General features: G+C 71.1%; 19 protein-coding genes and 1 pseudogene. 10 read left to right on the top strand and 10 right to left on the bottom strand.

Translation table 11 applies throughout. The features are described from left to right. Positions 1 to 153 precede the first annotated feature (153 nt). On the top strand, positions 154 to 1,119 hold the full coding sequence (locus tag ACZ4VI_RS02330) for a pirin family protein (protein WP_467995832.1): 966 nt from the start codon (positions 154 to 156) through the stop codon (positions 1,117 to 1,119). A 70-nt stretch (positions 1,120 to 1,189) separates the two neighbouring features. Here ACZ4VI_RS02330 and ACZ4VI_RS02325 read toward each other — a convergent pair whose 3' ends face one another. After that, on the bottom strand, positions 1,190 to 2,164 hold the full coding sequence (locus ACZ4VI_RS02325; RefSeq protein ID WP_467995831.1) for a helix-turn-helix transcriptional regulator: 975 nt from the start codon (positions 2,162 to 2,164) through the stop codon (positions 1,190 to 1,192). A 136-nt stretch (positions 2,165 to 2,300) separates the two neighbouring features. Here ACZ4VI_RS02325 and ACZ4VI_RS02320 point away from each other — a divergent pair, with 136 nt between their 5' ends. Both ACZ4VI_RS02320 and ACZ4VI_RS02315 read left to right on the top strand, forming a co-directional pair. After that, positions 2,301 to 2,696, top strand: a complete 396-nt coding sequence (locus ACZ4VI_RS02320) for a RidA family protein (protein WP_467995829.1) — start codon at positions 2,301 to 2,303, stop codon at positions 2,694 to 2,696. A gap of 213 nt (positions 2,697 to 2,909) precedes the next feature. Continuing rightward, positions 2,910 to 3,650, top strand: coding sequence for a class I SAM-dependent methyltransferase (locus ACZ4VI_RS02315; RefSeq protein ID WP_467995827.1), 741 nt, complete (start codon positions 2,910 to 2,912; stop codon positions 3,648 to 3,650). Positions 3,651 to 3,763: 113 nt separating this feature from the next. Here the strand turns inward: ACZ4VI_RS02315 and ACZ4VI_RS02310 are convergent, their stop codons facing one another. Together ACZ4VI_RS02310 and ACZ4VI_RS02305 are read right to left on the bottom strand one after the other, a co-directional pair. After that, positions 3,764 to 4,516, bottom strand: a complete 753-nt coding sequence (locus ACZ4VI_RS02310; RefSeq protein ID WP_467995826.1) for a hypothetical protein — start codon at positions 4,514 to 4,516, stop codon at positions 3,764 to 3,766. 15 nt (positions 4,517 to 4,531) lie between these two features. Continuing rightward, complete coding sequence (locus tag ACZ4VI_RS02305) at positions 4,532 to 5,140, bottom strand: hypothetical protein (RefSeq protein WP_467995824.1); 609 nt, start codon at positions 5,138 to 5,140, stop codon at positions 4,532 to 4,534. A gap of 66 nt (positions 5,141 to 5,206) precedes the next feature. Here ACZ4VI_RS02305 and ACZ4VI_RS02300 point away from each other — a divergent pair, with 66 nt between their 5' ends. Continuing rightward, entirely contained in the window at positions 5,207 to 8,581 is a 3,375-nt protein-coding gene (locus ACZ4VI_RS02300) for an AfsR/SARP family transcriptional regulator (protein WP_467995822.1), read from the top strand. Positions 8,582 to 8,603: 22 nt separating this feature from the next. Here the strand turns inward: ACZ4VI_RS02300 and ACZ4VI_RS02295 are convergent. The 3 genes and pseudogenes from ACZ4VI_RS02295 to ACZ4VI_RS02285 form a co-directional block, all read right to left on the bottom strand. Continuing rightward, positions 8,604 to 8,852, bottom strand: a pseudogene (locus ACZ4VI_RS02295) (flavoprotein); the annotation flags it as partial. 96 nt (positions 8,853 to 8,948) lie between these two features. Then, entirely contained in the window at positions 8,949 to 9,719 is a 771-nt protein-coding gene (locus ACZ4VI_RS02290) for an aquaporin (protein WP_467995820.1), read from the bottom strand. Positions 9,720 to 9,738: 19 nt separating this feature from the next. Next, a complete protein-coding gene (locus ACZ4VI_RS02285; protein WP_467995818.1) occupies positions 9,739 to 10,053 on the bottom strand; it encodes an ArsR/SmtB family transcription factor in 315 nt (104 codons plus the stop codon). A gap of 82 nt (positions 10,054 to 10,135) precedes the next feature. On the opposite strand from ACZ4VI_RS02285, the gene ACZ4VI_RS02280 reads away from it, so the two are divergent. After that, positions 10,136 to 10,555 (top strand): arsenate reductase ArsC, encoded by a 420-nt coding sequence (locus tag ACZ4VI_RS02280; protein ID WP_467995816.1) that lies wholly within the window; start codon positions 10,136 to 10,138, stop codon positions 10,553 to 10,555. Positions 10,556 to 10,590: 35 nt separating this feature from the next. On the opposite strand, the gene ACZ4VI_RS02275 is transcribed toward ACZ4VI_RS02280, so the two are convergent. The 3 genes from ACZ4VI_RS02275 to ACZ4VI_RS02265 form a co-directional block, all read right to left on the bottom strand. Further along, complete coding sequence (locus ACZ4VI_RS02275) at positions 10,591 to 12,978, bottom strand: ATP-binding cassette domain-containing protein (protein ID WP_467995815.1); 2,388 nt, start codon at positions 12,976 to 12,978, stop codon at positions 10,591 to 10,593. Between the two features lie 133 nt (positions 12,979 to 13,111). Continuing rightward, a complete protein-coding gene (locus ACZ4VI_RS02270) occupies positions 13,112 to 13,468 on the bottom strand; it encodes a VOC family protein (RefSeq protein WP_467995814.1) in 357 nt (118 codons plus the stop codon). A gap of 232 nt (positions 13,469 to 13,700) precedes the next feature. Beyond that, complete coding sequence (locus ACZ4VI_RS02265) at positions 13,701 to 14,255, bottom strand: GNAT family N-acetyltransferase (RefSeq protein WP_467995812.1); 555 nt, start codon at positions 14,253 to 14,255, stop codon at positions 13,701 to 13,703. 162 nt (positions 14,256 to 14,417) lie between these two features. Here ACZ4VI_RS02265 and ACZ4VI_RS02260 point away from each other — a divergent pair, with 162 nt between their 5' ends. The 5 genes from ACZ4VI_RS02260 (at position 14,418) to ACZ4VI_RS02240 (ending at position 19,524) form a co-directional block, all read left to right on the top strand. Beyond that, the gene (locus tag ACZ4VI_RS02260) at positions 14,418 to 14,735 is read left to right on the top strand and encodes a hypothetical protein (RefSeq protein WP_467995811.1); all 318 of its coding nucleotides are present in this window, start codon (positions 14,418 to 14,420) and stop codon (positions 14,733 to 14,735) included. Positions 14,736 to 14,809: 74 nt separating this feature from the next. Next, a complete protein-coding gene (locus ACZ4VI_RS02255; protein ID WP_467995810.1) occupies positions 14,810 to 15,544 on the top strand; it encodes a hypothetical protein in 735 nt (244 codons plus the stop codon). Continuing rightward, the gene (locus tag ACZ4VI_RS02250) at positions 15,537 to 16,262 is read left to right on the top strand and encodes a hypothetical protein (protein WP_467995809.1); all 726 of its coding nucleotides are present in this window, start codon (positions 15,537 to 15,539) and stop codon (positions 16,260 to 16,262) included. Before ACZ4VI_RS02255 ends, ACZ4VI_RS02250 begins: the two co-directional genes overlap by 8 nt. Further along, positions 16,259 to 18,211, top strand: a complete 1,953-nt coding sequence (locus tag ACZ4VI_RS02245) for a carbamoyltransferase C-terminal domain-containing protein (protein ID WP_467995807.1) — start codon at positions 16,259 to 16,261, stop codon at positions 18,209 to 18,211. Before ACZ4VI_RS02250 ends, ACZ4VI_RS02245 begins: the two co-directional genes overlap by 4 nt. Next, entirely contained in the window at positions 18,208 to 19,524 is a 1,317-nt protein-coding gene (locus ACZ4VI_RS02240; RefSeq protein WP_467995806.1) for an MFS transporter, read from the top strand. The genes ACZ4VI_RS02245 and ACZ4VI_RS02240 overlap by 4 nt, the downstream gene beginning before the upstream one ends. Here ACZ4VI_RS02240 and ACZ4VI_RS02235 read toward each other — a convergent pair. Next, positions 19,521 to 20,396 (bottom strand): LysR family transcriptional regulator, encoded by an 876-nt coding sequence (locus tag ACZ4VI_RS02235; RefSeq protein WP_467995804.1) that lies wholly within the window; start codon positions 20,394 to 20,396, stop codon positions 19,521 to 19,523. The two genes, ACZ4VI_RS02240 and ACZ4VI_RS02235, sit on opposite strands and share 4 nt — an antisense overlap. Positions 20,397 to 20,449 lie beyond the last annotated feature (53 nt).

Below are 20,449 nucleotides of genomic sequence, written 5' to 3'. Positions count from 1 at the left end.
TCGCGCTCCCTCGTGGCATCCCTACCCTGACCACCCGGTAGGGGTGGCACTGTCTTCACCTCCGCCAACACCGCCGAATGATTGAACATTCCACTACTATTTTCGCGTGGAGACACGCCCACCTCGTCCCCGGACAGGAATAGGTTGAGCGTCATGAGCAATCTTGATCGTCAGGCCGACCTGACCGTCTGCGGCGGGCGGGGCTTCGTCGTCGCCGAGCCGGTCCGGGAACTCCTGAGCCCCCGCCACGTCCAGCTCGGCGAGTCGACCCAGGTCCGCCGCCTGCTCCCCAACCTCGGCCGCCGCATGGTCGGCGCCTGGGCATTCGTCGACCACTACGGCCCCGACGACATCGCGGACGAGCCCGGAATGCAGGTCCCGCCGCACCCGCACATGGGGCTCCAGACGGTGAGCTGGCTCCACGAGGGCGAGGTCCTGCACCGCGACAGCACGGGCAGCCTGGAGATGATCCGCCCCCGCGAGCTGGGCCTGATGACCTCGGGCCGGGCGATCTCCCACTCCGAGGAGAGCCCGAAGTCGCACGCGCGATTCCTCCACGGCGCCCAGCTCTGGGTGGCGCTCCCGGACGCGCACCGTAACGTCGAACCCCACTTCCAGCACCACGCGAACCTCCCGCGGGTCACCGCCCCCGGCCTCACGGCCACGGTCATCCTCGGCGACCTCGACGGCGCCACCTCGCCCGGCACCACCTACAGCCCCCTGATCGGCGTGGACCTCGCCCTGGCGGCGGGCACGGAGACGAACCTCCCGCTGGAACCGGACTTCGAGTACGCGGTCCTCGTGATGTCGGGCGAGGCCCACGTCGACGGTGTCCCGGTCCTCCCGGGCTCGATGCTCTACCTCGGCTGCGGCCGCACCGAACTCCCGCTGCGCGCGGCCTCGGACGCGGGCCTGATGCTCCTGGGCGGCGAGCCGTTCGAGGAGGAGATCGTCATGTTCTGGAACTGGATCGGACGGTCGCAGCAGGACATCGAAGAGGCCCGCGAGGCGTGGATGAACGGGACAAAGTTCGGCGAGGTGAAGGGGTACGACGGCGCTCCGCTTCCGGCCCCGGAACTGCCCGCGACGCCGCTGAAGGCGCGGGGAAGGGTGCGCTGACCACGGCAGCGCCGCGCGTTGCGCACGCGTCGTTCGGCGGATTCGGCATCTACCAGATGGGCGTCGACTCTCAGGACGGCACTCCATAGCGGGTGGCGATCGCGGCGGCGCGGTTGCGCAGGGAGGTGCGCAACCACTGCGGGGCCAGGGCTTCCGCGTTCGTGGCGAGCTGCCACAGCGCCCATTCGGCGTGTCTCGCATCCTGGAAGGTCACGTCCATCCGCAGCCAGCCGTCCGCGTCGGCTTCTTCGGCGCGGACGGCCAGCGCGGTGCCCACCAGGTCCTCCCGCCGCGCCGGATCCACCCGTACCAGCACGGCGACCTGGTCACCGCCGGTCCGGAACCGCGTGCTGCGTTCCTGCCAGGCCCGGTCCAGATCGACCCGGTACGCTCGCTGTGCGGGTTCGTCGAGTTCCTCGGCGGCCAGCACCCGGGACAGCCGGTAGGTGCGGTCCGCGCCCGACCTCGTGGCCAGCAAGTAGCCCTGATCGCGTACGGTCACCAGGCCGATCGGGTCCACCGTGCGCCACTTCGGGGTCTGGTCCACAGGCGCGTAGCGGATGCGCAGCTTGTGTCCGGCGAACACCGCGCGCCGGACCTCGGCCACGATGGTGTCGGGCACCTCCCCGCCGGCCACGCGGCGCGAGAGGAGGTCGGTCTCCGGGTCGATGAGCAAGCGCTGCGCGGCGCCGGCCGCGGTGTCCCGAAGGCCTTCGGGCAGCGCGTCAACCACCCTGAGCATGGCCGAAGCGAGCGCCGAGCCGAGACCGAATACCTGGGCGCCGCGCCGTGATCCGGCGATCAGCAGGGCCAGCGCCTCGTCGTGGTTCAGTCCGGTGAGCTCTGCCTGGAAACCGGGCAACAACGCGAAACCGCCGTGCCGGCCGCGTTCGGCGTAGACCGGGACACCGGCCGCGGACAGCGCCTCTATGTCGCGCAGCACGGTGCGGGTGGATACCTCCAGCTCGCGGGCCAGCGTGTCCGCCGTCAGCCGACCGCGCTGGCGCAGCAGTAGCACCAGTGAGACCAAGCGGTCGGCACGCATACGAGTACTTTAACGGAATACATGACTGAGGGTGTCGTGATTTGTTGGGAGGCTCGTTGACGCGACGTCAAAGCTGGCGGCTGCCGAGCCGGTGGACGTACGTACTCCCAACGAATCGAACGGAGCTCATGCGGCAATGGAACGAACTGCGGTCAACCCGGTGACGTGGTCGGTGGAGATGGGTTTCAACCAGGGGGAGGTCGTCTCCGGGCACACACGGACCCTGTACATCTCGGGGCAGACCGCGATGAGCGGCGACGGCAAGCCCCAGCATGACGGTGACATGGCGGCGCAGTTGACGCTGAGCATCGACAACCTGGAGGCCGTGCTCGGCGAGGCCGGCATGTCTCTCGCGAACCTCGTCCGGCTCAACGTCTACACGACCGACGTCGATCTGCTCTTCCAGCACTACGGCGTGCTGGCGGCGCGGTTGAGCGCCGCCGAGGTGGCGCCGACCTCCACGATGCTCGGGGTGACGCGACTGGCGATCCCCGGCCTGATGGTCGAGCTCGAGGGGACGGCCGTCGCGTGATGTGACCTCGTTGCCTCCGCTGCTCGTGCCGGTTGGACCGGCACGAGCAGCGAGCAGGTGGGTGATCCTAGACGACCCCTGCATCTTTGTGGCTTCTGCCAGTACGAGGGTCTGCCGGGGTGCGGGAAGACTGCCCACCAGTGGCCGCGGCGTCTCGGGCGTGGGGGCGTGCCGAGGCCGAGGGCATGACGGACGCACAGGGGAGGCAACACGATGAGCGGGCAGCAGTACGACGAGATCGGTGAGGCGTACGAGGGCTTCAAGTCCCTGCCGCTGGAGCACTACGCGGTGGTGCCCGGCTTCCTGGCCATGGTGGGGGACGTGCGCGGCAAGTCGGTACTCGACCTGGCCTCCGGTACCGGCTTCTACAGCAGGGAGTTCAGGCGGCGCGGCGCCGCGGACGTGCTCGGAATCGACATCTCCGGTGAAATGATCGCCGTGGCACAGCAGTTGGAGGAGAGGGATCCGCTGGGTGTGCGCTACGAGGTGGGCGACGTGTCCGAACTGCGGCCCCTCGAGCAGCGCTTCGACGTCGCCACCGCGGTCCAGCTGCTCAGCTACGCGGAGGACATCGCCACCACGGAGCGGATGTGCCGCAACGCGCACCGGAGTCTGAAGCCCGGCGGCGAGTTCTTCGTGCTCAACCAGTCGCCCGACTTCCGCTTCGACGGGCCGTCCCCGGAGAAGTACGGCTTCCGCAGCGAGCTCACCGGCGAGGAGGCCGAGACGGGACCGCAGGTCCGGATCACGGCACTCCTCGACCCGCCGATCTCGTTCGTCGCCAACCTCCCACGCCGCGAGGTCTACGAGAAGTGTCTACGGGCGGCCGGATTCAGCGAGGTGACCTGGGTCCCGCTGGAGGTGTCGGAGGCCGGCGTGCGCGAGTTCGGCGCGGACTTCTGGGCGGACTTCCGCGCCAACCCTCCGCTGGAGATGCTGCGCTGCCGCGCCTGACCACTGACCCCGACGGTGCGGTGGTCAGGGCCGGCTCGCGGGAACGGTGGCCTTGGCCACCAGCACGTCGCCGCTCGGCAGAGCCGCTGCGGTAGCGCCCGAGATGCCCGGGTTCAGGACATCCGTGCGCCGACGGTACGGACGAACTGGGACAGCACCTTGTCCGTCCAGACCTCGTGGCGCCTCTTCGCGGCCGCGAGGTTCTCGGCCGGCCCGGCGTCCGGGCCCGGCCCCGGCGCCAAACCGTCGGCATGGCTGGAGCCCGTCGTCTCGAAGAGGTACGGCCCCTGACGGCAGTGCACTTCGGTACCGCCCCCGACGGCGTCGATCGCGTAACAGCCCTCGGCACCCCAGGAGTTCGCGAGGTCGGTGAAGCCCTTCTCCGTGCCGTCCGTCCCCTTGTCCTCCTCGTACCTCTCGACTGTGAGCGAGGGGTCCGCCACCGCCGTCACGGTGACGGTCACCTTGCTGTTGGCCCAGGTCTCACCGCTCCCGTCGGGCAGTGCGAACCCGAACTCGCAGCCCCCGCGTGGCACATCGCCGGTGGTGCCCGGCGCGGTGTCGCCCAGCGGGTTCATCTGGAGGACCGTGACCTTCACCGGCTCCCGCTCGATGCTCTTCGCCTGCGGGAGAATCGCGCGGATCTCGGCGTCCGACATCAGGTCGCATGCGTCGGGCCACTGGGACAGTCGCACCGCGGAGCCCCGCTCCGGCTGGAGCCCGAGCCTGGCCCCGCCCGGTTGCGCCGATCCGAACTCGATCGGGGGCGGGGGCTTCTCCCCGCCGCAGCCGGCCGTCAACACCGCGCCCACCACGACGGCCAGGCACCGGACGCCCACGCGGACCGCCACGCTCTTCCTCTCCACGGTTCCTTGCCCCTGCTAGGCCGCGACGCGTTCGCCGTGCGGTTCGGCGACCATGATCCGGATGTGCGGCGGGGCGTACTTGCGCGCCTTGGTGACCATCTTCGCCAGCTCGAACTTGTGCCGCTGCACGGCGACATGGACCGGCGCGGGCATGGCCGGGTGCGGCTGCGCGACGACGGCGCCGGGCGGCAGGGCCGCACCGGAGCGCAGCCGCGCACCGATCAACGCGTCCTGGCTGTTGGGAGGTGTGGCCACGACGAACTCGCTGACGTCGGTCCACGGCAGCAGCACGTTGCCGATCCGTACGCCGGCCGCGTCGAACTGGAAGGCCGTCCGACGCTGTTCGAACCAGGAGATGATGAAGGGCAACGCCGCGACGATGACCACGCCGCCCTTCATGTCGAGTGCCCAGCCGAGCAGGAGCGCGAGGGCCACGACGCCGACGATCGACCCCCACAGGCCCGCCTGGTCCTGAGGGGAGAAGGGGTGGGTGACCCGGTAGCGCTCCCATCGCGCGCTCCGACGGGTGGGCTGGGCTCCGGGTGACTGGTTCATGTGCGACAAGGCGCGGTGTCCTTCCTTGATGACGGCCGCCGTCGCGTGACCCGCACGGCGCGAGGGCATGACGTGGGGACCCTCTCGCGAGACGATGCAACGGCGATGAAATCCTGCTGAAGCGAGCGGTCGAGCGTGCCCGGCACTGACCGGCCCGGTGCGCGCCGGAGGAAGCGGGAGAGCTACGGGGGCATGGGCGGCATGGGTGGCGTGGGGGAATCGGGGATCGGTGTGGATCCGGAGGCGGAGCTGCGGATCGACCTCCTCGGCCCGGTCGGAGTCCGCCGCGGCGACACGGTGCTCGACATCGGGCCCGTACGGCGCCAGGCGGTCCTCGCCGCCCTGGTCCTGCGTACGGGGACATTGATCACCCGCCGGCAGCTGCTCGACGACGTGTGGGGAACCGAGCCACCGGGCACGGGGCACCGGGTCCTCCCGAGCTATGTCTATCCGCTGCGCAAGACGCTGGACGCTCCGGGCACCGGACCCGGGCAGTCGGTGATCCGTGGCGAGCGCGGGGGCTACCGCTTCGTGCCCGGCAGGGCGCGGACGGACACGGACGAGCTGGCCGCCGAGGCCATGCGGGCGAAGGCCGCCCACGGCATCTCCGCCGTCCTCGACCACTGCACCCGGGCGCTGGACCTGTTCCGCGGTGAGCCGCTGCCCGGCCTGCCGGGCCCGTTCGCCGAGGCCGAGCGGCAGCGCCTGGCCGAGCAACGGCGCACGCTGCACCAGGAGCGGGTGCGGTGCCTGGTGCTGCTCGGTCGCCACCCGGACGCCCTGGACGCCCTGGCGGCCGCCGCCCTGTCCCAGCCGTACGACGAGGCGCTCGCCGCCCTGCGCATGCGGGCGCTGTACGGCAGCGGCCGGCAGGCGGAGGCGCTCACCTTCTACCGGGAGACGCGCGCCCGGCTCCTCGACGAGCTGGGAGTGGAGCCCGGCGAGGACCTACGCCGAACCCACCAGGCCGTCCTCCGCCGCGACGCCGCCCTACTACTCGGCGAGGCCCCCCGCCCGCCCGAGTTGGGGCGGGGCACCCGGGCGTCCGACTCGGGCCAGGGAACCCGGGAGCCCGGGCAGGGGAGCCGGGCGTCCGTGGCCGGGCAGGGGAGCTGGCCGTCCGAGGTCGCCCAGGCGACCCTGCCGCCCGGGCAGGGCACCCAGCCGCCCGGGGCGGGCCAGGGGACCCGGGCGCCCGAGGTCGGGCCGGCGACCCAGGTGCCCGGGCAGGTAACCCGGCCCTCCGAGGCTGGGCAGGGCACCCTGCCGCCCGGGTCCGGGCAGGACAACCAGCCGCCAGGGGCGGCGCAGGGGACCCGGTCGCCCGAGGTCGGGCAGGCGATCCGGTTGCCCGGGCAGGTGACCCCGCCCGCCGAGGCCGCGCAGGAGACCCGGCCGCCCGAGGCCCGGTCCGCTGGCGTGCGGGCTCGGCGGCCGCGCGTCGACCTGCCCGGGGATACCGCGTGCCTCGTCGGCCGGGAGGCCGAACTCGCCCTGCTCACCGCGCCGGTGGCGGACGGTGCCGTGTCCGTGGCGGCGGTGGACGGGACGGCGGGCGTCGGGAAGACCGCGTTGGTCGTACGTGCCGGCTGGACGCTCCACGACCAGTACCCGGACGGCTGTCTGTTCGTAGACCTGCGCACCCATGGCCGCGCTCACGAGAGCATCGGGCCGCAACGGGCCCTGCGCCGGCTCCTGCGCGCGGTCGGGAGCGCCGACGGCGACCTCCCGGACGAACTGGACGAGCTGGTCACCGCCTGGCGTGCGGCGACCAGTTCGCTACGCCTCCTGCTCGTCGTCGACGACGCCCGCAGCGCGGAACAGGTGCGCCCCCTGCTGCCCGCGGGGCCGGGCAGCAGGGTCCTGGTGGCGGGCCGCCGGCGGCTGCCGGAGCTCGACGCCGACGTGCGGCTCACGGTGGAGCCCCTCGCGACGGGACCGGCGGTCGATCTGCTCCGGCAACTCCTCGGCGAGGAACGCGCGGACCGCGAGCCGGACGCCGCGCGCGAACTCGCCCGGCGCTGCGGCGGACTGCCGCTGGCGCTGCGGATCACCGGCGCCCGGCTGCAGCACCGCCCTTCCTGGACGATGGCCCACCTCGTGGGCCGGATGACGGACGGCGCGCGCAGCCTCGGCGAACTGAGGGCCGGAGACCGCAGCGTGGAGGCCGCGTTCCGGCTGTCGTACGACCAGCTGCCGTCCGAACTCCAGCGGGGCTTCCGTACGTTGGGACTGGCGCCGACCTCCACCTTTGACGGCCTCACCCCGGCCGTCATGCTGGGCTGCGCCCGCGAGGACGCCGAGGAGCTGCTGGAGCGCCTGGTCGACGCGAGCCTCCTTGAGCAGCCGCAGCCCGGCCGCTACCGCGCGCACGACCTGGTCAGGGCCCACGCGAGGCGGCTCGCCGAGGCGGCGCCCGAGGAGGCCGCCGCCGACCGCGCGGCCGTCCTGCACCTCTACACAGCCGCGGGCCGCATCGCCAGCGACTGGGGCCCCGAGGGCTTCCCGACCGGCCCCGACGTCAAGGGCGCGCCCTTCACCGAGTGGCGGGCCGCCGCCGCGTGGCTGGACGCCGCCGGCGGAGAGCCGGCCGACGTGGTGGCGTACGCGGTCGCCGCGGGGGAGTACGACCACGCCTGCTGGGTCGCCGAGGGCCTGGTCGACCACCTGGTCCGCCAGGGCCGCTACCACGAGTGCCGGGCCGCGCTTGAACTGGTGCTCCCGTACGCCGAGTTGACCGCCGACCGGCGGATGCCCGCCACCCTGCGCAACTGTCTCGGCATGACCGACATCTACCAGGGGCGGTTCCGGCAGGCGCACGCCTGGTTCACCGACGCACTGCGCTGCGGCCTGAGCCAGGGCGATCCGCGGGACCAGGCCCGGGCGACCGCCGGAATGGGGGCCGCGGAATGGCCCCTGGGCCGTACCGAGGAGGCGGTCGCCCATCTGAGCGAGGCGGTGGAGCAGGCGGCCCGCCTTGACGACCACTGGCTGGCCGGGATGGCGACCTGCAATCTCGGCGCGATCCACGGCCAACAGGGGCGCCACAACCAGGCGCTGGAGCATTACGACACGGCTCTCGCCTCCGCCGAGAAGAACGGCCGCCCCAGAATGATCGCGAAGATGCTGTGCTTCGCGGCCGACTCGCGGGCGGCCCTCGGTCGGCACGCCGAGGCGGCGGACCTGTTGCGGCGGGCGGCCGGACTGGCCCGTGAGGCGGGCGACACGGAGCTGCGCGCGGTGACTCTGTCCCGGCTCGGAGCCGTGGAACACGGCCAGGGCCGTCCGGACCTGGCCGTCGACATCCACCGGGAGGCCCTGTCCGCGCTCACCGAGCGCACGAGCACGTGGCTCGAGATGGAGGTCCGCGTCCGCCTGGGCCAGAGCTACGCCGCGGTGGGCCGTCGAGCCGAGGCGCGGGACGAGTTCCGCACCGCGCTCTCCCTGCCCGGAGCCGTCGACCACCTCCAGGCGTACGAGAGGGCACGCGACGGCCTGAACGGCTGCTGACACACTCAGTCGTTCGTGCCGCTCAGCAGCCCCCGCCGCGGGTGGGGGCTCCGATGCCGATCTGCAGCGTCGTCGGCGCGGCGCAGCAGCCGCCGCCGTCGCCCGCCTGCTCGGTCCCCGGCTCGTCGAAGAGGCCCGTGCCGCCGCAGACGCCGGTCTCCGGCAGCCTCAGTTCGACGCGCTCGGCCGCCTCCCGGTCGCCCGCGAGGGCCGCGGCGATCGAGCGGACCTGCTCGTACCCGGTCATCGCCAGGAACGTCGGGGCCCGGCCGCCTCGGCGTGACCGTCGCCGTGCGGCCGGCGCCGGAGGGAGCGGTCCGTCATGCCGCGACGGGGCGGTCCGTGATGCCCCCGCGGGCGCGGTCCGTCATGCCGCCGCGGGCGCCTTGGGGCGGGCGAAGACGACCGCCACCAGCGCCAGGCCCAGCGCCGCTCCCACGAGCTGCACGCCGATGAACGCGGGCACGGAGGCCGGGGCGATGCCCGCGAAGGTGTCCGTGAAGGCGCGGCCGATCGTCACGGCCGGGTTGGCGAAGGACGTGGACGAGGTGAACCAGTAGGCGGAGCCGATGTACGCGGCGACGGCGACCGGCGCGAAGCGGAGCCGGTCCGTGCGGCCCAGGCCGAAGATCAGCAGGATCAGGCCGGCGGTCGCGACGACCTCGCCAAGGAGCAGGTTCCCGGCCGAGCGCTCGTGCGTGGACCACGCCACCAGCGGTTCGCCGAACATCGCGTCCGCCAGGATCGCGCCCGCGATGGCGCCGGCGATCTGCGAGGGGACGTACGCGGCGAGTTCGCGGGCGTTGACGCCTGAGCCGCCCCGCCGGGCGGTCCACCACTCGGCCAGCGTGACCGCCGGATTGAAGTGGGCGCCGGAGACCGGCCCGAGGAGGGCGATCAGCACGCCGAGGCCGAAGACGGTGGCGGTGGAGTTGGCCAGCAGCTGCAGGGCCACGTCGTCCGTGAGGTTCGTGGCCTGGATGCCGGAGCCGACGACGATCGCCACGAGCGCGGCGGTGCCGACGAGTTCGGCGGCGGCGCGGGCGACCAGGGGGGTACGGGACAGGGTGGCGCCGGGGGCGGGCGGCCGGGGCTCGTCGGCGGGTATGGGCAGGTCGACGGGCTGGGTCGCGGTCAAGGCAGTGACTCCTGGAAGGTTAGGGGCAGGACCGCTTGGTGTCGGCCTCGGCGGTGGCGCGCGCGGTCTCGGCGAGCTCGGCGAACCGGCCCGCGAGGCCCGCGATGACGTCCGGGCGCAGGCGGTAGTACGTGAACCGTCCGCAGGGCTCCGTGTCGACGAGACCGGCCTCGCGCAGCACCTTCAGGTGGTTGGAGAGGTTCGTCTGCCGGGCACCCGTCTCCTCCACGAGATGGGTGGTGCAGAGCGTCTCCCGGGCGAGGAGGGTCACGATCCGGAGCCTGAGCGGGTCGGCCAGTACCCGCAGCAGATCAGTCTCGACTGACGTCATCATGGACTGATACTGTCACATCAGCCGAGGCTGACGCCAGGGCTTCCGCACCGCAGGCCGATCCACCTCATCGAGGGAAGAACCGATGTCCTCCGCTCCCGCCGCCTCCGTCCTCTTCGTCTGCGTCCACAACGCGGGCCGCTCCCAGATGGCCGCCGGCTTCCTCCGCCATCTCGCCGGGGACCGCGTCGAGGTCCGCTCCGCGGGCTCGCTCCCCGGCGACCAGGTCAACCCGGCCGCCGTCGAGGCGATGAGCGAGATCGGGATCGACATCTCCGACCAGCGGCCGAAGGTACTGACGACCGAGGCCGTCCAGGCCTCGGACTACGTGATCACCATGGGCTGCGGCGACGCCTGCCCGGTCTTCCCGGGCAAGAAGTACCTCGACTGGGCGCTGGAGGACCCGGCGGGCCAGGGCGTCGAGGCCGTCCGCCCGATCCGGGACGAGATCAAGGGCCTCATCGAGGGCCTCGTCGCCGAGATCGACGCACAGCGGAAGGCGTGAACGCGAACCCCGTCCCTACGCGCCTCGTGTGAGGCTCAGGCGCCGATGTACGTCGCGAGGTGCTCGCCGGTGAGGGTGGAGCGGTCCGCGACGAGCTTGGCGGGGGTGCCCTCGAAGACGACCTGACCGCCGTCGTGACCGGCGCCCGGGCCGAGGTCGATGATCCAGTCCGCGTGCGCCATGACCGCCTGGTGGTGCTCGATGACGATCACCGACTTGCCGGAGTCGACGAGCCGGTCGAGCAGGCCGAGCAGATGCTCGACGTCGGCGAGGTGGAGACCCGTGGTCGGCTCGTCCAACACGTAGACGCCGCCCTTCTCGGCCATGTGGGTGGCCAGCTTCAGCCGCTGCCGCTCACCGCCGGACAGCGTCGTGAGCGGCTGCCCGAGGGTGAGGTAGCCGAGCCCCACGTCGGCGAGGCGCTGAAGGATCTTGTGCGCGGCCGGCGTGTGCGCCTCACCGGCACCGAAGAACTCCTCGGCCTCTTCCACCGACATCGCGAGCACCTCGCTGATGTCCCGGCCCCCGAGGTGGTACTCAAGCACCGACGCCAGGAACCGCTTCCCCTCGCACTCCTCGCAGGGCGTCGCGACGCCCGCCATCATCGCCAGATCGGTGTAGATGACGCCGGCCCCGTTACACGTGGGGCACGCGCCCTCGGAGTTGGCGCTGAACAGCGCCGGCTTCACGCCGTTGACCTTCGCGAACGCCTTACGGATCGGCTCCAGGAGACCCGTGTACGTGGCCGGGTTGCTCCGCCGCGAGCCCCGGATCGGGCTCTGATCGACCGCCACCACACCTTCGGCGGCGGGGATCGAGCCGTGGACCAGCGAGCTCTTGCCCGAGCCGGCGACCCCGGTGACGACCGTAAGGACGCCGAGCGGGATGTCGACATCGACGTTCCGCAGGTTGTTCGCCGTCGCGCCGCGGATCTCCAGCGTGCCGGAGGGCGTGCGCACCGACTCCTTGAGGGAGGCCCGGTCGTCGAAGTGCCGCCCCGTGACGGTGCCGCCGGACCGCAGCCCCTCGACGGTGCCCTCGAAGCAGACGGTGCCACCCCCCGTACCGGCGCCGGGGCCGAGGTCGACGACGTGGTCGGCGATCGCGATGGTCTCCGGCTTGTGCTCCACGACGAGCACCGTGTTGCCCTTGTCCCGCAGCCGCAGCAGCAGGCTGTTCATCCGCTGGATGTCGTGCGGGTGCAGGCCGATGGTCGGCTCGTCGAAGACGTACGTGATGTCGGTGAGCGGGGAGCCGAGGTGGCGGATCATCTTGACGCGCTGTGCCTCGCCGCCCGACAGCGTGCCCGCCGGCCGGTCCAGCGAGAGGTAGCCGAGGCCGATCTCCACGAACGAGTCGAGGGTGTGCTGGAGCGAGGCGAGCAGCGGCGCCACCGACGGCTCCTTGAGGCCGCGGACCCAGGCGGCCAGGTCGCTGATCTGCATCGCGCACGCGTCGGCGATGCTGATCCGCTTGATCTTCGACGACCGGGCGCCCTCGCTGAGCCGGGTGCCGTCGCACTCGGGGCAGGTGGTGAACGTGACCGCCCGCTCCACGAACGCCCGGATGTGCGGCTGCATCGCCTCCTTGTCCTTGGACAGGAACGACTTCTGGATCTTGGGGATCAGGCCCTCGTACGTGAGGTTGACGCCGTTGACCTTCACCTTGGTCGGCTCACGGTAGAGGAAGTCGTGCATCTCCTTCTTGGTGAACCGGCGGATCGGCTTGTTCGGGTCGAGGAAGCCCGACTCGGCGTAGATCCCCACGGTCCACACGTTGTCGGACTTCCAGCCGGGGATGGTGAACGCGCCCTCGGCAATCGACTTGGAGTCGTCGTAGAGCTGGGTGAGATCGATGTCGGAGACCTTGCCGCGGCCCTCGCAGTGCGTGCACATGCCGCCGGTGCGCTGGAACGTCGCCTTCTCCGCCTTGGTCCTGTTGCCGCGCTCGACGGTGATCGCACCGCTCGCCCGGACCGAGGCGACATTGAAGGAGTAGGCGCTCGGCGGGCCGATGTGGGGCTTGCCGAGCCGGCTGAAGAGGATGCGCAGCATCGCGTTGGCGTCGGTGGCGGTGCCGACCGTGGAGCGGGGGTCGGAGCCCATCCGCTGCTGGTCGACGCTGATCACCGTGGTCAGGCCCTCCAGCACGTCGACGTCGGGCCGTGCCAGCGTGGGCATGAAGCCCTGGACGAAGGCGCTGTAGGTCTCGTTGATCAGCCGCTGCGATTCCGCGGCGATCGTGTCGAAAACCAGCGAGCTCTTGCCCGAGCCGGAGACACCGGTGAACACCGTCAGCCGGCGCTTGGGGATCTCGACGCTGACATCCTTGAGGTTGTTCTCGCGCGCGCCGTGCACGCGGATCACATCGTGGCTGTCGGCACCGTGCGACGCGGGCGGCTGCGCGCCCTTCCTCGTGGCCATGCTGATCGTCTCTCCATCTGTGGGGCGGGGCCGCCTGCGCGGTCTCCGTCGGTGCCGTTCTACTTCGTCCTACAGCGTCGGCGTGTTCGGCGGCAACGGTCTGCCGCCGAGGCGCCCGGGCTCGTCGGCCGGCTCAGCGGTCCTGAAGAAGTCCGAGGACGTTGCCGTCGGGGTCGGTGACCGTGGCCACGAGCCGGCCGCCACCCACATCGTGGGCCGGCTCCTTCACGGTGGCCCCGGCGGCCGTCACCTCGGCGAGCTTCGCCTCGATGTCCGGGACGTGCCAGTAGGCGACCGGCGAGGTCATGCCCTGCGGTCCACCGCCCGGCACGAGCCCGATGTGCTGGCCCGCGGCCTCGAAGCCGACGTAGTAGTCCCCGTCGGCCTGGGGCTGTACGCCGAGGAGGGCGGCGTACATCGCCTTGGCCTTGGCCAGGTCGGACACGGGGTGGAGCACGGTCTTGATTCCCTGCGTGGACGTGCCGGTCATGATCACTCCTGAGGTCGGGGGTCCGCACGGACCCGGTGGGCCATGGAGGCCGACCGCCGGGGCGAGCCCGGATTCGGGGGGCCGGGCCGGTCGGCGCGGCCCCGTCGGACCTCCATGGCAGCCACGCTACGTGCGGCTCCGGCCGGGCGCTTCTCGATTCCTGACCGGTCCGCGCTCCGGCGGAGCTATGAGCCGGCGGGCCCGCGGAGCCATGAGCCGACGGCCCGCGGAGCTATGAGCCGGAGGGACGGTCACGCGGGCCGAAGTCGGCCCACAGCTCCTCGGAGTCGTGCACCTCACCGGTCGGCTCCATGCCCAGGGACCTCGCGATCCCGGCCGATGCCCGGTGCCCGGGATGCACATGGGCGACGAACCCCGAGACCCCCTGGGTGCGCAGCCAGAGCGCCATGGTGGAGGCCCCTTCCTTGCCGTAGCCGTCACCCTGGAAGTCGTGGCCGACGACCCACGCGAGCTCTGCTTCGACGCGGTCGGGGCGGGGCCGGTAGAGCGTCGCCTGCACCGTGCCGGCCAGCCTGCCGTCGGCGCGGATGCGGAGCATCCAATTCAGCCAACCGTGCCGGCCGTCGGGTGACTGGCCGACGATCTGCCGCCGGTACCGCTGCTCCAGTTCGTCCCGGGTGGGGGGAGCGCCCCCGATCCACGTGTGCAAACGCACGTCGTTGAGGATTTCCGCAGCTTCTTCAGCGTGCGCGATCGTTAACGGTTCCAGCTGCAAACGCGGTCCCTGTAGCGGGGCGGCGCTCGGCCAGGAATTTGTCTCGGACATGCACGTGATCATAGCCCCGGGTGTCCAGTGTGCGTATCCCGGCCACTTACTAAGCCATTTCCCCAAAGGCCCTCTGGGGGAACGGAGTTGCCCCTGCTAGCTTAATTGATCGTTGCACCGAGCACCGATCATGGGCATCTTGCCCGAAACGGAGGCATACGGATGGCGCACGAAACAGAGACCAGCAACACCACCAACCCCGACCTGGCACTCGACGTCGAATTGGACGCGGCGGCGCTGGAAGCCGCACTTCCGACGCTGACCGAAAAACTCGGCATTCTGGCCGCGGATCTCTCCGTGGACGAGCGTGCCGTGCTCAGCTCCATCGTGACCTCGGCCGCCCTGCACCTCGAGGAGCTGCAGAAGGTCGACGCGGAGGGGCTGTACATCTTCGCGAAGCCGATCTCGGCGGCTGCCACGCCGGAGATCCGGATGGGCCTCATCGGCCTTCCCGGCGAGCTGGGATTCGTCGAAGAGTAAGACCTCGTCGGCGTACGAGTGAGTACGCGCAAGCACTGTCGGTAAGTACCGGAGAAAAGTCAGGGGATCAAAGGATGGCGTCTGCGGAGGAAGCTTCGGCATTGGTGCAGCGGTTGTCTCAGCTGTCGACGGATCTGACCGCCGCAGAACGGGAGAACCTGAAATTTCTCCTGAGCATGGCCGCTGGCGGTGTGCTCAGCGGCCATGCTCAACAAATTTCGGATGACTTACGGGAGAGCGCTCTCGGAACCGCGCAGCATTCGCTGCCGAAACTCCTCGCCGGGGCGCGCGAGAAATTCCCGACCGGAATCGTCTTCTACGGCCGGGGCCCCTTCCTCTCCGACGAGGACCTCGCCGCACTGGACCGGGAATCGCGGTCCAGCCGGGCCGGCGCCGACCGGTTCCTCGACCACTACGTGGTCTCCGGCGCCCCCGTGGCCAGGGAGATCTCGCTCTCCCCGGCGATCCACACGTTCCTCACCGAGAACGTCGGAGCCATCACCCCGACGCGCAGGGCGAATTACCTGTACTACGACGAGCCCGGACTCGGTATCGATCCGCACGTCGACAAGGACGAGTTCTCGCTGAACATCCTCACCATGCTCGAGCACCGGTCGGGCAGCGAGGGACGGTCCGAACTCATCCTTCATCCGCCGGACCAGGAGGCGGTGCACCTCCATCTGAAGGCGGGGGAGTCCCTGGTCTTCTTCGCGGACAGTGTCACGCACCAGCGCACCAGGACCGTCGCGGACGAGCAGATCCGCCTGGTGTCCTTCGGCTACCGCACCCTTGGGGGAACACATGAGTGACATGTCGACCATGGGCCGACGCCTCGCCGGTCTGCACCAGGGGCTCACGCCCGCCGAACAGGCCAACCTCAAGCTGATCCTGGGGCTTTCGGCCGGACGCCTGGTCGCCGCGAGCGAGGCCGAGGCCGCGCCGGGCCGCGAAGCCGTGACCGACGCGCTGGAGATCCTCTGCCCCTACGACGTGGAGGACCCGCGCGGGGTGCAGTACCGGGGACGCCCCGACTTCCTCACCGACGAACTGCTGACGGCCCTGATCGAGGAGTCCGGGAGGGTCGGGGAGACCGCGATCCCGTTCGACGAGCACTACCTCGGCATGGGCGGCCCCGTCGCCAACCGCGTGGCGACCAGCCGGGAACTGGCCGACCTGGTGGCCTCGGTCGTACCGAAGGCGGAGTCGACCGGTGTGGCGAGCTATCTGTTCTACCGCGACGCCGGCCAGGGCATCATCCCGCACATCGACACCGACATCTTCTCCCTCAACGTGCTGATGATGCTCGCGCACGAGATCCCCCCGGGGACACCGGAGCCGTCCGCGCTGCACATGCACTACGCCAACGGCAGCAAGGAGCGGTTCCAACTGGAACCGGGCGAGGTCGTCATCTTCCTGGCCGGCACGCAGGCGCACAGCCGTACGCCCATCCGGCAGGACGAGCGGGTCTCCATCCTCACGCTCGGCTTCATGCCCGAGGGCGCGCCGCTGGAGAACTACAAGCGATGACCGTCGCCCTCGGAATCCACTGCGGACACGAGTCCTCCTGCGCCGTCGTCCAGGACGGTGTTCTGCTGGCCGCGATCCAGCAGGAGCGGATCAGCCGACGCAAGTACGACGGCCAGGAGGCGCTGTCCAACAGGCTCCCGGTCCGGGAGACACTCGCCGCGGCCGGCCTGACCCTCGACGACGTCGACGTGATCGTCAGCTCCTTCCAGGCCGCGGGCCCTTCGGGAGTCGGCCTGCAACGGCCCCTGGTCTCCACCTCGTTCGACCTCTTCGACCCGTTCGACGCCCGCCACCAGGTGGTCTCCCACCACCTGGCGCACGCGGCATCGGCCCTCTATCCGTCGGGTTTCCCGGAAGCGACGGTGCTCGTCTCCGACAGCGCGGGCACCTCGTCGCGCGACGGCGCGGACTTCTACGTCCCGTTCGGAGAGTTCTTCCGCACCTACTACAGCGACTACGACAGCGACGACGACAGCGAGGCGTCGTCCTCGAAGATCTTCACCGAGATGCGCTCGATGTACGCGTTTCGCCAGGGGCGGTTCGAGCTCCTTGAGCGGGCGTTCAGCGAACCGCACAACCAGCCCGACGTCTTCGTACAGAGCGAGGCCAGCCTCTACGACAACGTCGCCCGGTTCCTGTTCCGCAAGGAGCACGCGCACGGCCAGCTCATGGCGCTCGCCGCGCTCCCCTTCGACGGGCCCGGCCGGCTGACCGCCGACGACATCCTCACCGAGGGCCCCAGGCCGCGGCTGCGCAACGGATGGCAACTCCTGGAGGCGACGGCCGACATCACCAAGAGCGCCGACGTCGCGCACGCGACGCAGGAGGCGTTCAGCCGGCTCGTCGTCAGCCACGCCGCGCACGCCGTCGGTCTCAGCGGGCTTCCGGACCTGTGCTGCGCGGGCGGAATCTTCCTGAACCTCTCCGGGAACACCGCCATCAGCGCTCTGCCGCAGGTGCGGGACCTGTACGTGCCGTCGTGTCCGCACGACGCGGGCATCTCCGTCGGCGCCGCCTACCTCGGCTGGGCGCGCACCTCGCCGGCCCTGCCCGCGGGTTCGACGAAGGTCACCTCCGACTTCCTGGGGCGCTCCGCCGAACCGGTCACGCCCCAGGAGGCGGAGGCCCAGAACTACGCCGCCTCCGCCGTCTCCGCGACGGCGGACCTGAGCCGGCGGGCCGCTCAGGCACTGCTCGACGGGGCGGTCGTGGTCCGGTACGCGGGACGGGCCGAGTTCGGCCCACGAGCCCTCGGCAACAGGTCGATCCTCTGCCACCCGGTCGCCTGCCACGACGCCAAGTCCAAGCTGAACGGGATCAAGAAGAGGCAGCCGTGGCGACCGGTCGCCCCGATGGTGCGGATCGAGGACCTGGAGACGTACTTCATCGGGCCCGGCGAAGCACCGTTCATGAACTACGACTTCACGGTGCGCGAGCACCACCGCGCGGTGCTGAAGGAGATCGTGCACGACGACGGGTCGGCGCGCGTGCAGACGGTGACGGCCGAGGACAACCCGGCCATCCACGCGATCCTCACGCACATCGCGGAGTCGGGACAGATTCCGGTCCTGGTCAACACCTCGCTCAACGGGCCCGCCCAGCCGATCATCGAGTCCGCACACGATGCGCTGATCTTCTCCCGGCACCCGGACATCGGCTACCTGCTCACCGAGGACGGCCTGTTCGCCTCTCCCGCACCCGAGAAGATCCCCGTCCGGCGCGCGGACGCGACCGTGATGGCCGTGTTCGGGACGGCGGAGAACACCCAGTACGTGCTGAGCAGCGGGAACACCGCAGTGCCGGTCGGCCGGGACCTGTTCGTGGCCCTGCTGGAGCAGGGATCCGTCCTGACCGACAGCACGGCGGCCGACGTCGTCGAGTGTCTGCGGGCGGGCGTACTGACCGAAGCCTGGGAGAACACCCCAGAACGGATGACCGAGAACGGATGACCACCACCACCGAACCACTGGGGAAGAGCGACTCGCCGGCAGTGTCGCTGCCCGTGGCGAACTTCCTCTCGTTCTTCGCCATCGCCGCCGTCGAGTTCTCGGTGCCTTTCGTCGCCGTCGACGCTCTCGGCGCCAACGCGACGATCGTCGCGCTGCTCGGCATCTGCCGCTTCGCCCCGCAGGTCCTGCTCGCCGGCCCGGCGGCCCGCCTCGTCGAACGGTTCGACCAGCGTTCCGTCATGATCGGCTCCGAGCTGCTGCGCGTGGCGGCCTTCGCACTCGCGGCGCTCGGACTCGCCTTCGCGCCCGGCGTGGCGCTCGCCGTCTTCTGTCTGGCGAACATCTCGCTGGCCTGCGGCTCCATCCTGACCGCGGTCTCGACGCAGGTGCTGATCCCGCGGGTCTTCGCCGACGCCGCCCTGCCGAAGATCTACTCGCGCCTCGGCATGGCCGAGTCGTCGGCCGACGCGGCGGCGCCCTTCATGACCGGTCTCGGGCTCGCCGCCTTCGGCCTGGCGCCCACGTTCGGCACGGCCGCGGCGCTGGCCCTGGGCGCGTGCGGCCTGCTGTCCCGCATCCCGCGGGTACGGGTGGTGTCCGGCGAGGCGTCCGGTGCCGCATCCGGCCAGGAGGACGGGGAACCGGACGCCACGGATCCCGGCGGATCGGACAAGGCCGCTCCCGCGAAGAAGAGCACGTTGCGCGCCGGACTGGCCGTCAACTTCCGTACACCGGCGCTCCGCACCGTCACCGTCTGGTCCCTGTCGTACAACTTCGGGCAGTGTGTCATCGAGGCCGTCCTGCTGATCACGCTGCTCGAAACCTCACCGCTGTCGGCGGCGACCTTCGGCGTCATCCGCAGTTGCTCCGTGCTGTTCGCCGTTCTCGGTTCCTACGTCGCCGAACGGCTCCCGCGGGCGCTGCGCACCGGATTCGGGACCTCGCTGTTCGGGTGCGGGGCGGTCGGCGCGTACACGGTGATCGGCGTGGGAGCGTATCTGGGCGGCACCGGGGGGCTGTTGCTCGTGCTCGCGGGCTTCGTCATCGACGAGTTCTGCTCGGGTGTCGTCATGGTCCGGGTCCAGACGTTCCGCGCCCGGGCCATCACCGACGTGGAACGGCCCATGGCCACCGCCTCCTACCGCGCCGCGAACCTCACGGCGGTGCCCGTCGGGCTCGCGGTCGGCGGCGTCGCGGGCGTCCTGATGAGCTCAGCCACCCTGATGCTGGCCATCGGGCTCCTCATGATCGTCCCGGCCCTCCTGATCTGGTCCCGGCCGGTACGGGAGTCCGAGCCCGCCCTGGCCGCCTAGGTCGGGATGTCGAGGACCGTGAGGAACGCGGTCGCGGCGGGCGTGCGGGTGGCGCTGCTCCAGACGACGTACTCGACGCGGGTCGGCGCGTCCGTGACCTCGATCGTGGTCACGCCGGTGAGCTGGGGCACGTAGGCGGCGGGGAGCAGGGCGATGGCGAGGCCCTCCCCGACCAGGCGGGCCATGAAGAGGTCCGCGGTGGTGACCTCGAAGGCGACGTCGCGGCTGAGACCGGCGGCCGAGAAGGCCAGGTCGGACTGGACGCGCCCGGCCGTCCCGGCCGGCAGGTCCACGAACACCTCGGTGGAGAGCGTACGGAGGGCGACGGACGGTGCGCCGGCGAGCGGATGGTCCGGCGCGACCACGGCGACGAGCCGGTCACGGGCGAGTTCGTGGGCGGCGACACCGCGAGGCCGCGCCGTGGTCGGCAGCCCGAGGAACGCCACGTCGAGGGTGCCCTGCCCGACCTGCTCGGCGAGTTCCTCGCTCGCGCCCACCCGCAGGCCGATGCGCACGTGCGGGTACCGCCCGCGGAACTCGCGCAGCGCGCCCGGGACATCGACCGCGGCGACGGTCGGGATGAGGCCCACGGCGAGCCGTCCGCGTACCTCTCCGACAGCCGCGGCGACCTCGGCGGCGGCGCGGTCGGCGGCGTCCAGGCACTGGCGGGCGGCGGGGAGGAACGCGGCTCCGGCCGGGGTCAGCCGCACCCGGCGGCTGGTGCGGTCGAAGAGTCGCGCGCCCAGTTCGCGTTCCAGGCGCGCGATCTGGTGGCTGAGGGCCGACTGGACGACCAGACAGCGCTCGGCGGCTCGGGTGAAGCTGTTCGTCTCGGCGACGGCGACGACGTACCGCATCTGCTGAAGGTCCATGGATCCATCGTGAATCGAGATCGATCACGTGACAAGCATGTGTTGGACTCATT

Source organism: Streptomyces sp. NPDC029169 (genome assembly GCF_055563935.1).
Note: the sequence above shows the minus strand (reverse complement) of the source record. Positions and strands in the feature narration are given on the sequence as shown.